Below are 17,010 nucleotides of genomic sequence, written 5' to 3'. Positions count from 1 at the left end.
GACCCTCCAGCCGTGGGAGGTCCACCGGATGGTCAAGCGGTACGTGTGGGACGGGATCGTCGTCGACGGCGGGGTCGCGGCCCTGAAGGGGCTCGGGCACCTGGTCGGGATCGGGGGCTCGGCCAAGGACGCCTGGAGCGGCCTGGGCGATGTGGTGGGCGGCATCGGGCAGTACACGCTGAAGCCGTACGACTGGGTCATGGACAAGACCATCCTGGCGGACCAGGACAGCGCGGGGAACGGCGGCAGAAGGGGGCCGTGCGCGAGTTCGCCAAGGGGGTGGTGGCCTGGGACCAGTGGAAGGACAACCCGTTCCGCGCGGCGGGCGCGACGACCTTCAACGTCATCACGCTGGGTGCGGGGCCGCTCGGGGCCGTATCGAAGGGCGGCAGCGCCGCGGCCAAGGCGGCGGGGGCGGCGGCGAAGGCAGGCACGTACGCCGACCCGCTGTCGGCGGCGATCACGGCGGGCGGCAAGGCGGCGAGCAAACTGCCGAAGGTCTCGGAGCTGGCCACCCGGGTGGGCGGCGGGGGTGTCCACAGCGTTCTCGACTTCAAGGGCATCTCCAAGGTCCGCGTCGACGACGGCGAGTTCCTCGTCACCAAGAATGGCGCTCCCGAGGACGGCCCCATCCCCCACGAGCCCTCCGCCGCCGAACGCGCGACCGCCCCCGAACCCGCCCGGCACTACGAACTCACTGGGGCCGGGGCCCGGGGCGCTGAAGGGCCCCCGGGCAGAGACGGAGCCCTGACCCCACACGCCAGCCATGAGCCCCCGGCCGGACGGGGCGGCGCCGCCCACTCTGCGCACGGCCAGGGGCACGACGGGACCGGCGGCGGCACGGCCGGGGCCCGAGACCCCCATGACCCCGGCCAGAGCGGGCCCTTCGACTCCGCCTCCAACGGCGGGCGGCCGCCCAGTGGTGGCGCGGGCAGCGGCGGGGCAGGAAGGGGCACGGACGCTTCAACGGACCCGGGCGGCGGCCCAGGGCGAACCGAGCGCCCTGCCTTCATGCACGACGGCGACAACCCGTACGGGTCTCGTGGCTCACTCACCCGTGAGCAGATCGAAGAGATCCAGGTCTACCGCGCCAACAACGAACCCGGGTATTTCGAAAGGTACTACCAGGGTGGCGAGCACCTCGGCGCCCGCAAGGACCTGAAAGCCACCGACGAGAGCGGATTCACTCCACCGCAACTGACCCGACTCTCCGAGGGCGGCCCCCTCATCCGCGCCAAGGACTCTCCTGAGCCGCCCGCCCCCCACTTCCTGGACGATGACTACATCCCCGTACGGGCGGACTCAGTCACGAGCCCGGCCAGGCTCAAGATTCTCCACAAAGCCGCCCAGGACCGCCATCTCGCTATTCTGTGGGACAAGCTCATGGAGAACATGAGGGCAGAGACCGGAAAGGCACACAAAACCCACGGAACTCTTGAAACGAGGGGGCTCTGGGGCGAGGCAAAAGGCGCTTACCGGGAATCCCATACTCAAATGGGCGACCTGGCCGAGGAATTCGGCGAGAAGGTAGCGGAGTACCACTTCATCGCCGAACGGTACCCGAACTTCGAAAGACAGCCCTTGCTCGGCCCGAAGAACGGGAACGACCAGTTCGACCAGGTATGGATGCACGAGGACGGCCGGGTAGTGGTCATAGAGGCCAAGAGCAGTGTTGATACGCAGCTCGGCCATCGAACCCTTCCGAAAGGCAACCGCGTCTCCCAGGGGAGCAGGGAGTACTTCGTCGACATTATCCGCATGATGAAGCGGCGTGGCGAGATCCGAGTCGTAAGCGCCCTTGAGAGGGCTCTGGCTGAAGGGAAGCTGGAGTATATTGTCGTCAAGGGGGAGAGGAATGCGGGCACATACACCGGCCTCCAGTACCGGCGGTTCGATATCAGCAAGGGGACTCTTTCGTGACTGCACAGATCGCGCGGCATGTCATCTCGGCCGATCCAGACGCCGAGCAGCTCTCGCGGCAACTGAATGCCCACTTGATCGAGGGCATCGACGGGCTTGAGTCCTCCGCTGGCGCCGCGAGCCTGCTCGACTCCCACTTCGACACGTCCCTCCTGGTACTGCACGCCCGTTGTGTCAATGACCCGGAAGCCGCTCTGTTCGAGACGTGGGAAGCCACCGTCAACGCGATGCAGCTGGGCTCGGCACTGTTCGCCGTAACGGGTGTGAGTGAGGGGGTGGTTGAGTGCCGTGTGAACGGGAAGGTGCGCAGGATTCCGGCTGTGGGGCCGTTGTCCACCGCTGACGCGGGGAACTGGCTCACCGCGTTCTGGCTGGCGGTCATCTGCCGCGAGCAGGGGCGGATGACACAGCTCTGCGAGATCCCACTGGAGCGGCTGCGGGCGCCGGAGGGGCAGTACGACGAGTACGTCTACCACTGGGTGGACACGCTGCAGACGTACTGGCTGCGGAGGCCAGGGCTGGTGGAGAAGCTCACGGACGCCTTGCGGATGTCCGACCCGGCTGTGGCGCGCATCGCCCCGCCGGATCTGCTCCAGGCCGTGCTCTATCCGCCGATCAACCTCTTCTACCACTTCGTCACCAAGGACGAGGCAGGCTTCAGCCCGGCGCTGGAAGAGGCGCTGAAGCTCCACAGGACGTACTGGACCTTGAACGAGGAACGGGCTTCGGACATCGACGGCAGCATCGCCCTCGGTCCCCTGGCCATCGCGTGCCTCGCCTACGACGGGAAGCTCCCGATCAACGTCGAGTCGGAGTACCTGCCCAAGCACCTCCTCCAGCACGACTGGCTCGGGGAGTTCCCCACCTGAGAGGCTCTGGCAGGGGCCGAGAATCCTACCCAAGGACGCATCGTGATCACTACGAGTGCTGTGGGTGACTGGAGTTGGGAACTCGGCCACAGCCCGCACGGCATTGGTCTCATATCCGCGGTGGAGACTTCAGACGCCGTTTGGAGGGCCCTCGCCGCACAGGAACTCGCGCTGCCCGGCGGGAAGTTCGCGGTCACCGCACGCACTACCGGCGATGTCAGGGATGCCCATCTCGCGCTCTCGAGGGCGGTTGCGTCATCGGCTCCCCTGGCTTCTGACCCTGCGATTCTGGACGCCGTGGGAGAGCTGGAAACTCTCAAGGAGATTTCCCTCGCCGAGATGCGCGTTCAGTGTTCTGGTCTCTGGCTGGAGCCGTCAGGGAAGCATCGCGCTGAACGGCTCTTCAGCGTTCAGGTGGATATCTGGAAGAACAGCCTCGTGGTGGTGTCGCTGGAGACGTACTCCGACGCGTGGATGACGATGGATCTGCGTGAAAGGGAGCAGGTCGAGGTGCACGCGTTGAACGCCCCCCGGCTCGCGGCCGCTCTGGCGGGAGTGTCCGCGCTGCTGGGCCGCCCGCCCACGCCAGGCGACCCCACCCCCTACGCGACCCCCACCAAGGAAGGGTTCGAAGACCTCCGGGAGGAAGGGGCCGCGTACCCGGACCCCTGGGCCACGTTCGAAGTCCCCGCTCGTTCTCGCCGACTGCGCGCCCTGCTCCCGGCTGACCAGGACGAGTATCTGGAGACCACGGACCACGCGGTGCGCTACTACACCATCCAGCGCGAGGGGCGGACTCTGGGCTACGTATGGGCTTCCGTCGCTGACAACGCGGCGGGCTACGAGCCCAGGTCGGCTGCCGGAGACGACGCCTTCGCGGCGGGCGCCGCCTGGCTGACGCGGCTCCGCGACGCCCACGGCCGCGGCCTCACCGCGCTGGCCGCACTCGACTGGCTCACGCATCTGCCCCCGCTGCCGGACATCGGCACCATCGCCGAGAACACGCCCCGCGAGGCATCCTCTCTGGACGCGCTCGAAGAGCTGTCAGGCCGGTACTGAGTCGCTGGCGTACGTAGGACGACCTAGACGTACTGCGGTAAGGGGACCCTTCGGTGACCGTAGTGATCGCTCGGCACCCGCTGCCGGAAGGACCCGATGCCGTGAGGTTCGCGGAAGGATTCGAGGAGGAACTGGCTGGTGACACCGACAGGCTTGAGCAGTCAGCGGGCATGATCGACTACACCTTCAGCACCGCCGTGCTGTCCCTCCACGCCGCCAGGGACACGATCAGCCCGGCGGCGCGGCCGGGGCCAGGGACTCCGCCGGTCACGGTCCGAGCGGCGCCACCGATCGGGATCTGCCCTCCGGAGGATCTGGTGGCGTGGGTTCCGGTACCGGCGGCGGGCCGGACGGTCCGGCTGGTCCAGGCAGTGACGTGCCGGGGCATCGCGCACGGGTCGAGCGCCCCAGCTTCATGCGGGAGGGCAGCAATCCGTATGGGCCGCGTGGTTCGCTCACCCTGGACCAGATCGAGGAAATTCAGGTCTACCGCGCCAATACGGAGCCGGGGTACTTCGAGCACTTCTACAGGAAGGACGGCACACGCAAGAGCCTGGAGTACTTCGACGAGAGCGAGTTCACGCCGCCGCAGCTCACGCGCTTGTCGGACGAGCGCCCGTTGATTCGCGCCAAGGATGCTCCACAGCCCCCGAAACCTCATTTCCTTGGATGAGGCCGCGAAGAAGCGCTGGTGGTCCATTCAGTGGGACAACCTCGCCCAGAGGCTGAAGGCGGAGGCCGGTCATCATCACGACATCCAGGGCTCTCTTGAGTCGGGAGGGCTCTGGGGCGAGGCCAAGGGGGCGCACAAGGAAGCCCACACCCAGATGGTCGACGACGCCGAGGCGTTCGGCGAGAAGGTGGCCGAGCACCACTTCATGGCGGAGCGCTACCCGGGCTTCGAGCCCCAGCCCCTGCTCGGCCCCAAGAACGGAAATGACCAGTTCGACCAGGTGTGGACGCACGAAGACGGTCGAGTCGTCGTCATCGAGGCCAAGAGCAGCACCAGTACGGAGCTAGGGAGTCGCAGGCTCCCCAACGGTAAGCCGGTTTCCCAGGGGAGCAGGGAATACTTCTTCGAAATCCTCCGGAAGATGGAGAAGCGGAGAGAAATCGGCCTTGTGAGGAAACTGGAAAAGGCGTTGGATGAGGGCAAGCTGGAGTACGTCCTGGTGAAGGGCGAGAGAAACACGGGTGCCTACACTGGCTACCAGTACAGACGGTTCGACATCAGCAAGGGGACCCTTCCATGACCGAGGTCATTACCCGCCCTGATCTACGAAGCCCCGACGCCAAGGAGTTCGCGGAGCAGTTGGACGAGCGTGTGGCCCGACGAATCGACAGACTCGATGAGTCGGCAGACATGATCGACTACGCGTACAGCACCGCCGTCCTGTCCCTGCACGCCCGATGCGTCATCGACCCCCGCGCCGCGCAGGCCGAGACGTGGGACGCCGCGGTCAACGCGATGCAGTTGGGCTCGGCGCTGTTCGCCGTGACCGGCGCGAGCGAGGGCTTCGTCGAGTGCCGTATCAACCGGAAGACGCGCAGGATCCCGGCCATCGGACCACTGCCGTCAGCGGACGCGGGGAACTGGCTGACCGCGTTCTGGCTGGCGGTCATCTGCCGGGAGCAGGACCGGATGACGCAGCTCTGCGAGATCCCGCTGGAGCGGCTGCGCGCCGAGGAGGGGCAGTACGACGAGTACGTCTACCACTGGGTGGACACGCTCCAGACGTACTGGCTGCGCCGCCCCGGCCTGGTCGAGAAGCTCACCGCCACGATCGAGGCCTCTGACCCCTCGACAGCGCGGATCGCCCCGCCGGATCTGCTCCAAGCGGTGCTCTATCCGCCGATCAACCTCTTCTACCAGTTCGTACGCAGGAACACAGAGGGCTTCAGCCCGGCACTGGCCGAGGCACTCAAGCTGCACAAGACGTACTGGACCCTGACCGAGGAACGAGCGACAGACATCGACGGCGCCATCGCCCTGGGCCCGTTGGCCATCGCCTGCCTCGCCTACGACGGCCAACTCCCCATCGACGTCGAGTCGGAGTACCTGCCCAAGCACCTCCTCCAGCACGACTGGCTCGGGGAGTTCCCCACCTGAGTTGCCCCCGGCAGGGACCGGGAACCACACCAGAGGCGATGGAGAGGGCGAGCCGTTACGTGACCGTACGCATTTCCCGGCACGATGTGTTGGCGGGATCCGATGCCCAGCGTTTCGCGGAACAGTTGAGCGAGTTCCTGGCTGAGGAGATCGACGAGCTTGAGGAATCGACCGCGGTGGTCGACTCGGCCTTCGGCACCGCCGTCATGGCGTTGCGGGCTCGTTGTGTAGTCGATCCGGAAGCGGCCGAGGTCGAAACGTGGGAAGCCGCGGTCAACGCGATGCAGGTGAGCTCGGCCCTGTTCGCGGTGACAGGACTGCGCGACGGCTTCGTCGAGTACCGCGTCAACCACAAGGTGCGCAGGCTCCCAGCGGCCGGACCGCTCTCCACGGCCAGTGCCGGAGCGTGGCTGACGGCCTTCTGGCTGGCGGTCATCTGCCGCGAGCAGGAGCGGATGACACAGCTCTGCGAGATCCCGCTGGAGCGGCTGCGGGCACCGGAGGGGCAGTACGACGAGTACATCTACCACTGGGTGGACACGCTCCAGACGTACTGGCTGCGCCGCCCCGGACTGGTGGAGAAGCTGACCGCCACGATCGAGGCCTCTGACCCCTCAACGGCGCGGATCGCTCCGCTGGATCTGCTGCAAGGCGCCCTCTATCCGCCGATCAACCTCTTCTACCACTTCGTGCGTCGGGACGTGGAGGGGTTCAGCCCCGCCCTGGAAGAGGCACTGAAGCTGCACAAGGCGTACTGGACCCTGAATGAGGAACGGGCAGCGAAGCTGGACGGCAGCATCGCCCTCGGCCCCCTGGCCATCGCGTGCCTCGCCTACGACGGGAAGCTCCCGATCAACGTCGAGTCGGAGTACCTGCCCAAGCACCTCCTCCAGCACGACTGGCTCGGCGAGTTCCCCACCTGAGAGCTCCTGGCGGCGCCGGAGCGTGGCACGCCGCCGCCAGCTGTCAGCTTCCGCGCGCTCGTGGACTGGCGGTGCGCCACTCCCCTCCCGCGACCCGCGCCCCCGTGGCGCGCAGGCGGGTGGCGACGCGTGGGGTCGCGATGTACACCCAGGCCCGGGCTGTCGTGCCGTCGGGGCGGGTCACGGCGCGGGGGACGCGTTCGTAGAGGCTGGCGGGGTCCGCGGGGGTGTACTCCTCCAGGTCGTCCAGGGCGGCCAGCAGGGCCTCGTACGCGTGCGGGTGCGGGGTGACCAGTTCGCCGCGGATCGGGGGGCCGCCCGGTTCCTCCACCGCGTACGGGTAGCCGGGGCCCTCGTACAGGACCGCGCCCGGGAGCCACGCGGGCTCCTCTCGGGCCACCCGGCCCCGGAGGAACGCCGCGTGGTTGTGCTCGCCGGGGCGCAGCGTGCCGTACACGAAGAACGGGAGGCGGTCCGTCACTCGGTGGTCTCCGTCGCGACCCAGGTCAGGTAGGCCGCGCTGCCGTGGGTGACGGGGGTGGCGATGATCTCCGGCGTTTCGTAGTCGTGCGCCTCGCGCAGCCAGGTTTCCAGGGCCTCGTACCGCGCGGTGGTCGTCTTCAGGAGCAGCTGCCACTCGCGGGACTCCTCGATGGCGCCCTCCCAGCGGTAGACGGCGGTCACGGGGCCGCTGACCTGCGCGCAGGCCGCGAGCCGCGCCTCGATGGCGCCGCGCGCCAGGGCGTTGGCCTTGTCGGCGGTGTCGGTGGTGGTCAGCACCGTCAGGACGGTCGGGGCACCGGCTTCGGACATGGCGCGCGGTCCTTTCGTGGTTCGCGGCAGGAGGCGTTCCGGGGAGGCTACCGGCCTGGGCCGGGATTGCGGTATGAGGGTTTCCCCTGGTTCGGCCCTGACAGCCGCGCGGCCTCCGCTCGGCGCCCGGGGGCGCCCCGGGCGCCGCCGGTCACTCCCCGTACGGTCGTACCTCCTTGGCCGCGCGCAGCGCCCACGCCCACCACTCCAGCTGCCCCAGCAGCGCCCGCACGGCCTCGTCGGCGCGCTGCGGGTCGCGGTGGTTGCCGTCGTCGTCGAAGAGGGCGCCCGCGTTGTGGAAGGAGACCGTCTCGCGGATGGTCACGGCGTGCAGCTCGGCGAGGACCGGGCGCAGGTGCTCGACCGCGCGCAGGCCGCCCGACAGGCCGCCGTACGAGACGAAGGCGACCGGCTTGGCCTGCCACTCGGCGCCGTGCCAGTCGATGACGTTCTTCAGGGACGCGGGGTAGGAGTGGTTGTACTCGGGGGTCAGGACGAGGAACGCGTCGGCGGCGGCCAGCTTCGGCGAGACCTTCGCCAGCTCGGCGGCGACCTCGGCGGACGGGCTGTACGACAGGGAGGTCGGCAAGTCCACCTCCGCTAGATCGACCACGTCCACCTCGAAGCCCCCGTGCTCGCGCACCCGCCGCAGCACCCACTCGGCGACAACCGGGCCGAAGCGGCCCTCGCGGTTGCTGCCGATGATCACAGCGACCCTGACGGGCGTGGCGGCCGACGACGTGAGCGCCACGTCGAGGGACGAAGCGGAGGAAACAGGAGGAACGGGGGAAACGGCGACATTCGTAGTGGTGTTCATGCCTCCAGGCTCTTAGCTCAACCTTGGTTTAAGTCAAGCCGCTTCCCTGGTTAATCTGACGCCCATGACGACGCACCTCGCACCGGGCGCCAAGGAAGCCACCGTCGGCGAACTGGCCGAGCGCAGCGGAGTGGCCCCCTCCGCGCTGCGCTTCTACGAGCGGGAGGGGCTGATCAGCAGCCGCCGCACCTCCGGCAACCAGCGCCGCTACAGCCGGGACACGCTGCGCCGCGTGGCCTTCATCCGCACCTCGCAGCGGCTCGGCATCCCGCTCGCCACGATCCGCGAGGTGCTGAAGCTGCTGCCGGACGACCGTACGCCGACGCGGGAGGACTGGGCGCGGATCTCGGAGTGCTGGCGCGAGGACCTCGACCGGCGCATCCGCACCCTGGAGCGGCTGCGGGACAACCTCACGGACTGCATCGGCTGCGGGTGCCTCTCGCTGGACCGGTGCGCGCTGTCCAACCCGTGGGACGAGCTGGCGGCGCACGGGCCGGGGCCGCGGCGGCTGATCGAGGACTGAACCGAGCATTGAATCCAACACTGAACCGAGCGCTGAATCGAGGACTGAATCGAGGGCTGACCGGCCGTCGACGGCGCGCGGGCGTGCCCGAGGGCGGGCGCGGGCGTCGTCCGACTGCGGGCGCGAGCGTTGTCCGAGGGCGTGCGCGGGCGGGCGTGCCCGGCGGTGTGCGCGGGTCTTGCCCGGCGGCGATCTGAGGGCGGGTCACCCATTCACAGGCGCCGCGCCACCCCTTCGCCCTCCCGCCGCCGACACGCCCATGACCTGCTGGAACGTTGCCGTCGGGGCGTCAGGAGGCGGGGCGCGGCGGTGTTTCTGATGGGGCATCAGCAGGCGTACGGGGGCGAGTGCCCGTTACCTCGACAGTGCGCCCCCGAGCGGGGCCACCGCGACCGCGCCCGCCCGCAGGCCCCGAGTAGGAGCAAGCACCATGCGCACTGCCCGCCAGCTCACGACCTCCGCCGCGCTCGCCGTCACCTCGGCGGGCCTGCTCGCCGCCCCCGCGGCCGCCGCGGGCACCGGCACCCTGGAGGTGACGCCGAGCCCGGTCACGCCGGGCACCAGGGTCACGGTGTCCACGACGGCGTGCGGCGCGGGCGGCAGCGCGACGGGCGACGCGAGCGCGGTGGGCGCGGGCACGTTCGCGCTGGCGCCGGGGCCGCGCGGGAAGGCGGCCGTGGGGCGGTTCGAGGTGCCGCCGTCGGCGCAGCCCGGCACATACGAGATCGTGGCCCGCTGCTCCGGCGCGGGCACCGGCGGGCGTCCCGTCGCGGGCGACCTGACGGTGACGCTGACGTCCACCGCGTCGGCCCGCGAGCAGGCGCCGGTGCCGGTCCACCCGAGGGGGCACGTGAAGACGGGGGTCGGCGGCGCGCTCGGCCCCGACCCCGTACAGACCGCGGCGGGCGTGGCCGCTCTCGCCATCGCCGCCGCGGGCGGTACCTGGCTCCTGCATCGCCGGGCGAGAGGCGACAGGTTCTGACGGGCACCCTCCGCTGCCCGCGGGTACCGCCGTCCCCTCCCGTTCCCCGCCGCCCGTCCCTCGCGGCCGGGGAGCGGGAGGGGCCCCGACCTTCCTGAGGGGAAGCCATGGTCCACAGCTCGCGCGGCGGCGCCCTGCGCGCCCGCCTCATAGGGGCCGTCACCGTGCTCGCCCTGAGCTCCGGGGCCTGGCTGCTGCACAGCGGCACGGCCTCGCACCCGCCGCCGCAGCCGTCCGCCGCCGAGGCCGCGACGGCGTCGCCCGGCGTAGCGCTGCCCGCCGCCGCGCCGCTGCCGCCGTCGCCGCCCGACCGCGTCCGGGTCCCCGCCATCGGCGTGGACGCCCCCCTCATGGGGCTCGGCCTGACCCCGCAGGGCAGCCTCGACGTACCGCCGCCGCGCCACCGCAACCTCGCCGGGTGGTACGAGGCGGGCACCACCCCCGGCGAGCGCGGCACCGCCGTCGTCGCCGGGCACGTCGACAACGCCGACGGCCCGGCCGTCTTCTACCGCCTGGGGGCGCTGCGCAAGGGCCAGGCGGTGGAGGTCGAGCGCCGCGACGGCTCCGTCGCGCTGTTCGCCGTCGACGCGGTCGAGGTGTACGACGCGAAGGACTTCCCCGACGAGAAGGTGTACGGCGCCGCGGCGCGGCCCGAGCTGCGGGTCATCACCTGCGGCGGGCGGTACTCGAAGAAGACGGGCTACCAGGGGAACGTGGTCGTGTTCGCGCACTTGGTCGGCAGCCGCCACTGATTCTGGCGTGGGCGCCTGGGGCGGTGGGGTGGGTGTGGGGTGGGCGTGGGGTGGGTGTGGGGTGGGTGTGGGGTGGGTGCGAGTGCGGGGTTTGTGGGGGTTTGTGGGGGGTGGGGTTTGTGGGGGGCTACGCCGCCCACTGTTCGTATGCCATCTTCGCCACCAGGGCGACCACGGTCGTCAGGAGCACGATCCGTACGAAGCCGCTGCCCTTCTTCAGGGCCGTGCGGGCGCCGAACATGCCGCCCGCGAGGTTGAAGACGGCGAGGACCGCGGCCAGTTGCCACAGGACGGCGCCCTGCCAGGAGAACATCGCGAGGGCGCCCACGTTGGTGCAGCAGTTGACGATCTTCGCGTTGGCGGAGGCCCGCACCAGGTCGAGCTGGAGCACGGCGGTCAGCGCCAGCACCAGGAACGTTCCCGTGCCGGGTCCGATGAGGCCGTCGTAGAAGCCGATGCCCACGCCCGCGACACCGATCGCGGCGAGCACGCGGCGCGGCGGGAGCGGGCCCGTCGCCGGAGCCGTACCGAAGTCCGGGCGGAAGATCACGAACGCGCCGACCGCGACGAGCACGACCATGATGACCGGCTTCAGAACCTCGGTGCTCATGCCCGCCGCGAAGAAGGCGCCGCCCGTGGAACCGGCGAGCGCGGCCACTCCGATGCGGACGGCCGTGCCGACGTCCACCGGGGCCTTGCGTACGTACGTGACGGCGGCGCCGGTGGTGCCGACGATCGCCACGGCCTTGTTGGTGCCGAGGGCGGTCGCGGCGGGGGTCCCTGGCGGGAGGCCCAGCAGGAGTGCGGGCAGCAGGAGCAGGCCGCCGCCGCCCACCACGGCGTCTATCCACCCTGCCGCGAGGGCGGCGAGGCACAGCAGCGCCATGGTGGTCACAGGTATGTCTGGCATGATCGCGACACTACCGGCAGCCTCAGGGGCCGCTTTCCCACCCGCCCGCCCGTGCGGGCCTGGTGCCCGGTGACCGCCCCCCGCGGGGGTACGCGCACATCGGCGACTGCCGCCATGGTCATGGCTCCCCCCTCCCACCCGCCCACCCGTTACCGCCCGCTGACCCGGGACCGCCCCCCGTGGGGGTACGCGAGCGTCGGCGACTGCCGCCATCGTGGGCCGACCCTTCCCACCCGCCCACCCGTGCGGGGCACATGAGGGTGGGCGCTCCTTGTGGGGGTCAACCGCCGTCGGCACCTCCAGGAGGCGGCAACGGGCGAGCCGGAGGGAGACGAGCGGCCACGCGGGAGCGGCAGGCGTTGACGTGCGCTGCGGGTGCGTGGGTGGTTGTTCTCTCCCACCCGCCCGCCCGTTTCCGCCCTCGCGGGACGTGGAGGCTCCTTGCCGGGGCTGGCCGCCGTCGGCGACTGCGGGCCGCTGGGGGGCGAAGACCCGCAGTCGCCGACGGCGTCCGCTCCCCCACACACAAGAGACCCCCACCCACACAGCCAGGCAGCAACGAGCGGGCGGGTGGGTGAGCAATCGCCCCACGGACCGGCAGACGCCGACGGCGGTCAGCCCCCACCAGAGGCGCCCACCCGCACAGCCAGGCAGCAACGAGCGGGCGGGTGGGAAAGGAAGCGCCCCACGGACCGGCAGACGCCGATGGCGCCCGACCCCCGCGTGGGGCGCCCACCCGCGCAGCCAGGCAGCAACGGGCGGGCGGGTGGGAGAGGAAGCGCCCCACGGACCGGCAGACGCCGACGGTGGCCAGCCCCCACCAGGGGCGGCAACGTCCCGCGAGGGCGGTCACGGGCGGGCGGGTGGGAAAGGAAGCGCCCCACGGACCGGCAGACGCCGACGGTGGCCAGCCCCCACCAGGGGCGGCAACGTCCCGCGAGGGCGGTCACGGGCGGGCGGGTGGGAAAGGAAGCGCCCCACGGACCGGCAGACGCCGACGGTGGTCAGCCCCCACCAGAGGCGGCAACGTCCCGCGAGGGCGGTCACGGGCGGGCGGGTGGGAAAGAGGAACCGGCACCAGACCCGCACGGGCGGCGAAAGGGCTCACACACCCCCGCGCCCAACGTGAGCGCCGCGTTCCGCGCGGGTAACGCAACCGCCCCCCGAGGGAAACGGCGGCACCGCACGCTGCGGGGCATGACCACGACCACCACGCCCCCGCGAGTGACCATCGTGGGGGCGGGCCTCGCCGGTGCCCGCCTCGCCGCCCGCCTCGGCTCCGGCGCCACCCTGATCGGGGACGAGCCCCACCCCCCGTACAACCGCGTCCTGCTCACCGACGTCCTCGCGGGCCGCTACGCCCCGGAGGTGATCGCGCTGCCGCCGCCCCCGGGGGCGTACCACCGCGCGCGGGCGGTGGAGATCGACCGCGCCGCCCGGGTGGTGCGGTGCGCGGACGGCACCCGCGTCCCGTACGAGACGCTGGTGCTCGCCACCGGCGCGAACCCGGTGCTGCCGCCGCTGAGGGGCCTGTTCGCGCCCGGCGCCGCCGAGGAACTGCCCCGCGCGGTCCACGCGTTCCGGACCATGGACGACTGCCTGGCCCTGGCGCGGGCGGCCCGCCCCGGCACCCGCGCGGTCGTCATCGGCGGCGGACTGCTCGGCGTGTGCGCGGCCCGCGCGCTGGCCGACCGGGGCGCGCGGGTGGTCCTCGCGCAGCAGGGCGACCGGCTGATGGAGCGCCAGCTGGACCCGGCGGCCGCCGAGCTGGTGCGGCTCCATCTGACGGGCCTGGGCGTGGAGGTGCACACCGAGTGCCGGGTCACGGGCGTGCGCCAGGCCGACGGCGCGGTGCGCGCCGTGCACCTCGCGGACGGGTACGTCCTCGCGGCCGAGCTGACCGTGCTTGCCTGCGGGGTGCGGCCCCGCACGGGCCTGGCCCGCGCCGCGGGGCTGGACGTGCGGCGCGGCGTCGTCGTCGACGACCAGCTGCGCACCAGCGACCCGCGCATCCGCGCCATCGGCGACTGCGCCGAGCACGCGGGCACGACGGCCTGCCTCGCCGCTCCCGCGCTCGACCAGGCCGACGCGCTCGCCGCCGCCCTGCTGCCGCGCGGGCCCGCCCCGCCCTACACGGGCACCCGCTCCCTGACCCGTCTGACCCTTCCGCACGCCCACCACCCCCTGGACGTCGCGGCGTTCGGCGAGGCCGAGGCCCGGCCCGACGACGACGTGATCCGCCTGGCGGACGCGACCCGCGGCACGTACCGCAAGGTCGTCGTGCGCGGCGACCGGATCGTCGGCGGTGTGCTGCTCGGCGAGCTGGCCGCGGTCGGCGCGCTGGCCCGCGCCTGGGAGTCCGACGAACCGCTGCCCGCCGACGGCGCCCCGCCGCTGCACCTGCTCACCCACGACGGAGGCCACTGACATGCCGCTGCCCACCCTCGTCCTCGTCGGCCACGGCATGGTCGGCCAGCGCTTCCTCGAAGCCCTCGCCGACCACGGCGTGACGGCCACGCACCGGGTCGTGGTGCTGTGCGAGGAGCCCCGGCCCGCGTACGACCGCGTGCGGCTCACCTCGTACTTCTCCGGCCGGACCCCCGACGAACTCTCCCTGACGGACGCGGAGTTCCTCGCCGCGCACGGCATCGAGCTGCGGGTCGGCGACCCCGCCGAGCGGATCGACCGGGCCGCGCGGACCGTCACCGCCCGCTCGGGCCTCAGGGTCGCGTACGACACGCTGGTGCTCGCCACCGGCTCGTACCCGTTCGTGCCGCCGGTGCCGGGCCGGGACGCCACGGGCTGCTTCGTCTACCGCACCGTCGACGACGTCCTCGCCATCGAGGAGTACGCGACCAAGCGGGCGCGGACCGGCGCGGTGGTCGGCGGCGGGCTGCTTGGCCTGGAGGCGGCGGGCGCGCTGCGCGGGCTGGGCCTGGCCACGCACGTGGTGGAGTTCGCGCCGCGTCTGATGCCGGTGCAGATCGACGACGGCGGCGGCGCGGCGCTGCGGCGCACCCTGACCGGCATGGGCCTGACCGTGCACACCGGCACCGGCACCCAGGAGATCACCGCCGACGGCGCGGGCGCGGTGACCGGGATGCGCCTGTCGGACGGCTCCCGCCTGGACGTGGACCTCGTCGTGTTCTCGGCGGGCGTGCGGCCCCGCGACCAGCTCGCCCGGGACTGCGGCCTGGCGGTGGGCGAGCGCGGCGGGATCGTGGTGGACGAGCGGTGCCGCACCGGCGATCCGGCGGTGTACGCGATCGGCGAGTGCGCGCAGGCGGCCGACGGCCGGGTGTACGGCCTGGTGGCGCCGGGCTACGAGATGGCCGAGACGGCCGCCGCCGCCCTCGCGGGCGCCGCCCGGCCCGGCTTCACCGGCGCGGACACCTCCACCAAGCTGAAGCTGCTCGGCGTGGACGTGGCGTCCTTCGGCGACGCGCACGGCACGGCCGACGGCTGCCTGGACGTCGTGTACGCCGACTCGCGCTCCGGCACGTACAAGAAGCTGGTGATCGGGCCGGGCGGGGAGCTGCTCGGCGGCGTCCTCGTCGGCGACGCGGCGGCGTACGGCACGCTGCGCGCCCTGACCGGTTCGGTGCCGCCGGTGCCCGCCGAGCAGCTGGTGCTGCCCGCGGGCGCGGGCACGGGCGCGGCCAAGGGGCTCGGCCCTCAGGCGCTGCCCGATGACGCGGTGGTGTGCACCTGCCACCACGTCACCAAGGCCGCCGTGCGGGACTGCGCGAGCCTCGCCGAGGTGAAGGAGCGCACCAAGGCCGGTACGGGCTGCGGAAGTTGCGTCCGGCTCATCGGCCAGCTGCTGCCGAGCACCGGGCCCGGCGGCCTGTGCGGCTGCTTCGCCCGGACCCGCCAGGAGCTGTACGAGATCGTGCGCACCCTGCGCCTCACCTCCTACCGGGAGCTGCTCGACCGCCACGGCCGCGAGGAGGCGCGCGGCGGCGAGGGCTGCGAGACCTGCAAGCCCGCGGTCGGCTCGATCATCGCCTCGCTGGCGCCCGCGATCGGCGCCGACGGCTATGTCCTCGACGGCGAGCAGGCCGCCCTCCAGGACACCAACGACCACTTCCTCGCCAACCTCCAGAAGAACGGCTCCTACTCGGTGGTGCCGCGCGTCCCCGGCGGTGAGATCACCCCGGACAGGCTCATCGTGATCGGCGAGGTCGCCCGGGACTTCGGGCTCTACACGAAGATCACCGGCGGTCAGCGCATCGACATGTTCGGCGCACGCGTGGAGCAACTGCCGCTGATCTGGCGGCGGTTGGTGGACGCGGGCTTCGAGTCCGGGCACGCCTACGGCAAGGCGCTGCGGACGGTGAAGTCCTGCGTGGGCTGGACCTGGTGCCGCTACGGCGTGCGGGACTCGGTGCGCATGGCCATCGACCTGGAGCTGCGCTACCGGGGCCTGCGCGCCCCGCACAAGCTGAAGTCGGCGGTGTCGGGCTGCGCCCGCGAGTGCGCGGAGGCCCGCTCGAAGGACTTCGGCGTGATCGCCGCGTCGGGCGGCTGGAACCTGTACGTCGGCGGCAACGGCGGCGCCTCCCCGCGCCACGGCGACCTGCTCGCCAAGGACCTGGACGACGCCGGACTGGTGCGCCTGATCGACCGGTTCCTGATGTTCTACATCCGCACCGCCGACCGCCTGGAGCGCACCTCGGCGTGGCTGGAGCGGCTCGACGGCGGCGTCGACCACGTACGCGAGGTGGTCGTCGACGACTCGCTCGGGCTCTGCGCCGAGCTGGAGGCGCTGATGGCCGAGCACGTCACGCACTACCGCGACGAGTGGGCCGCGACCCTCGACGACCCCGAACGGCTCGCCCGCTTCGTGTCGTTCGTGAACGCACCGGAGTCCCCCGACCCCATGGTGGCGTTCGTCCCGGAGCGCGAGCAGATCAAGCCGGACCTGCCGCTGCTCGCCCTCACCCCCCGGAACCTGGAAGGGACGTCCGCGCGATGACCGACACGGCCACCCCTACCGGCCCCCGCGTCCGGCTCCGCGTCGACGGCGGCTGGCTGCCCGTCTGCGATCCGGCCCGCCTCACGCCGGGCCGCGGCGCGGCGGTGCTGCTGCCGGACGGGCGGCAGGCGGCGCTGTTCCGCGACCGCGCGGGCCGGGTGTACGCGATCGACAACCGCGACCCGTTCACCGGGGCCGCCGTCCTCGCCCGCGGCCTGGTCGGCTCGGCGTCCGGCCGGGTCTTCGTCGCCTCGCCGCTGCTCAAACAGCGCTTCGACCTGGAGACGGGGGTGTGCCTCGACGACGCGGAGGTGCGGGTGGGGGTGTACGAGGTGCGGGTGCGCGCCTAGGACC

17 protein-coding genes are annotated in these 17,010 nt (G+C 71.9%); 13 read left to right on the top strand and 4 right to left on the bottom strand.

The features are described from left to right. The first annotated feature begins 258 nt into the window (after nucleotides 1–258). The 7 genes from ACOBQU_RS26325 to ACOBQU_RS26295 all read left to right on the top strand — a co-directional run bounded on the left by ACOBQU_RS26325 (nucleotide 259) and on the right by ACOBQU_RS26295 (nucleotide 6,881). Entirely contained in the window at nucleotides 259–1,920 is a 1,662-nt protein-coding gene (locus tag ACOBQU_RS26325) for a hypothetical protein (RefSeq protein WP_423630124.1), read from the top strand. Continuing rightward, nucleotides 1,917–2,789 carry an immunity 49 family protein gene (locus ACOBQU_RS26320; protein ID WP_423630123.1) on the top strand — a complete coding sequence of 291 codons (873 nt, stop codon included), beginning with the start codon at nucleotides 1,917–1,919 and terminating at the stop codon, nucleotides 2,787–2,789. Before ACOBQU_RS26325 ends, ACOBQU_RS26320 begins: the two co-directional genes overlap by 4 nt. Before the next feature lie 42 nt (nucleotides 2,790–2,831). Further along, the gene (locus ACOBQU_RS26315) at nucleotides 2,832–3,848 is read left to right on the top strand and encodes a hypothetical protein (protein ID WP_423630121.1); all 1,017 of its coding nucleotides are present in this window, start codon (nucleotides 2,832–2,834) and stop codon (nucleotides 3,846–3,848) included. Between the two features lie 322 nt (nucleotides 3,849–4,170). Beyond that, nucleotides 4,171–4,521, top strand: coding sequence for a hypothetical protein (locus ACOBQU_RS26310; protein ID WP_423630120.1), 351 nt, complete (start codon nucleotides 4,171–4,173; stop codon nucleotides 4,519–4,521). Next, on the top strand, nucleotides 4,514–5,101 hold the full coding sequence (locus ACOBQU_RS26305) for a hypothetical protein (protein ID WP_423630118.1): 588 nt from the start codon (nucleotides 4,514–4,516) through the stop codon (nucleotides 5,099–5,101). Before ACOBQU_RS26310 ends, ACOBQU_RS26305 begins: the two co-directional genes overlap by 8 nt. Beyond that, on the top strand, nucleotides 5,098–5,958 hold the full coding sequence (locus ACOBQU_RS26300) for an immunity 49 family protein (protein ID WP_423630116.1): 861 nt from the start codon (nucleotides 5,098–5,100) through the stop codon (nucleotides 5,956–5,958). Before ACOBQU_RS26305 ends, ACOBQU_RS26300 begins: the two co-directional genes overlap by 4 nt. Nucleotides 5,959–6,017: 59 nt before the next feature. Further along, nucleotides 6,018–6,881, top strand: coding sequence for an immunity 49 family protein (locus ACOBQU_RS26295; RefSeq protein WP_423630114.1), 864 nt, complete (start codon nucleotides 6,018–6,020; stop codon nucleotides 6,879–6,881). A 43-nt stretch (nucleotides 6,882–6,924) separates the two neighbouring features. Here the strand turns inward: ACOBQU_RS26295 and ACOBQU_RS26290 are convergent, their stop codons facing one another. From ACOBQU_RS26290 to ACOBQU_RS26280, 3 genes are all read right to left on the bottom strand, one after another. Beyond that, complete coding sequence (locus tag ACOBQU_RS26290) at nucleotides 6,925–7,362, bottom strand: gamma-glutamylcyclotransferase family protein (RefSeq protein WP_423630113.1); 438 nt, start codon at nucleotides 7,360–7,362, stop codon at nucleotides 6,925–6,927. Then, a complete protein-coding gene (cutA, locus tag ACOBQU_RS26285) occupies nucleotides 7,359–7,694 on the bottom strand; it encodes a divalent-cation tolerance protein CutA (RefSeq protein ID WP_423630111.1) in 336 nt (111 codons plus the stop codon). The genes ACOBQU_RS26290 and cutA overlap by 4 nt, the downstream gene beginning before the upstream one ends. A 151-nt stretch (nucleotides 7,695–7,845) precedes the next feature. Continuing rightward, nucleotides 7,846–8,511 carry an NADPH-dependent FMN reductase gene (locus tag ACOBQU_RS26280; RefSeq protein WP_423630109.1) on the bottom strand — a complete coding sequence of 222 codons (666 nt, stop codon included), beginning with the start codon at nucleotides 8,509–8,511 and terminating at the stop codon, nucleotides 7,846–7,848. 64 nt (nucleotides 8,512–8,575) lie between these two features. Here ACOBQU_RS26280 and soxR point away from each other — a divergent pair, with 64 nt between their 5' ends. The 3 genes from soxR to ACOBQU_RS26265 all read left to right on the top strand — a co-directional run bounded on the left by soxR (nucleotide 8,576) and on the right by ACOBQU_RS26265 (nucleotide 10,768). Beyond that, nucleotides 8,576–9,034, top strand: a complete 459-nt coding sequence (gene soxR / locus ACOBQU_RS26275; RefSeq protein ID WP_423630107.1) for a redox-sensitive transcriptional activator SoxR — start codon at nucleotides 8,576–8,578, stop codon at nucleotides 9,032–9,034. 430 nt (nucleotides 9,035–9,464) lie between these two features. Continuing rightward, on the top strand, nucleotides 9,465–10,016 hold the full coding sequence (locus tag ACOBQU_RS26270; protein WP_423630105.1) for a hypothetical protein: 552 nt from the start codon (nucleotides 9,465–9,467) through the stop codon (nucleotides 10,014–10,016). A gap of 107 nt (nucleotides 10,017–10,123) precedes the next feature. Then, nucleotides 10,124–10,768, top strand: coding sequence for a class F sortase (locus ACOBQU_RS26265; protein ID WP_423630104.1), 645 nt, complete (start codon nucleotides 10,124–10,126; stop codon nucleotides 10,766–10,768). 127 nt (nucleotides 10,769–10,895) lie between these two features. On the opposite strand, the gene ACOBQU_RS26260 is transcribed toward ACOBQU_RS26265, so the two are convergent. After that, nucleotides 10,896–11,678, bottom strand: a complete 783-nt coding sequence (locus tag ACOBQU_RS26260) for a sulfite exporter TauE/SafE family protein (protein ID WP_423630102.1) — start codon at nucleotides 11,676–11,678, stop codon at nucleotides 10,896–10,898. 1,197 nt (nucleotides 11,679–12,875) lie between these two features. Here ACOBQU_RS26260 and ACOBQU_RS26255 point away from each other — a divergent pair. Genes ACOBQU_RS26255 through nirD form a run of 3 tightly spaced genes read left to right on the top strand, consistent with a single transcriptional unit; the run spans nucleotide 12,876 to nucleotide 17,006 of the window. After that, complete coding sequence (locus ACOBQU_RS26255; protein ID WP_423630100.1) at nucleotides 12,876–14,105, top strand: NAD(P)/FAD-dependent oxidoreductase; 1,230 nt, start codon at nucleotides 12,876–12,878, stop codon at nucleotides 14,103–14,105. Between the two features lies 1 nt (nucleotide 14,106). Next, nucleotides 14,107–16,656 carry a nitrite reductase large subunit NirB gene (gene nirB, locus ACOBQU_RS26250; RefSeq protein WP_423630098.1) on the top strand — a complete coding sequence of 850 codons (2,550 nt, stop codon included), beginning with the start codon at nucleotides 14,107–14,109 and terminating at the stop codon, nucleotides 16,654–16,656. Next, nucleotides 16,653–17,006 (top strand): nitrite reductase small subunit NirD, encoded by a 354-nt coding sequence (gene nirD / locus ACOBQU_RS26245; RefSeq protein WP_423630096.1) that lies wholly within the window; start codon nucleotides 16,653–16,655, stop codon nucleotides 17,004–17,006. The genes nirB and nirD overlap by 4 nt, the downstream gene beginning before the upstream one ends. The last annotated feature ends 4 nt before the right edge of the window (nucleotides 17,007–17,010 follow it).

It is taken from the genome of Streptomyces sp. G45, assembly GCF_049542095.1.
Taxonomy (GTDB): Bacteria; Actinomycetota; Actinomycetes; order Streptomycetales; family Streptomycetaceae; genus Streptomyces.
Note: the sequence above shows the minus strand (reverse complement) of the source record. Positions and strands in the feature narration are given on the sequence as shown.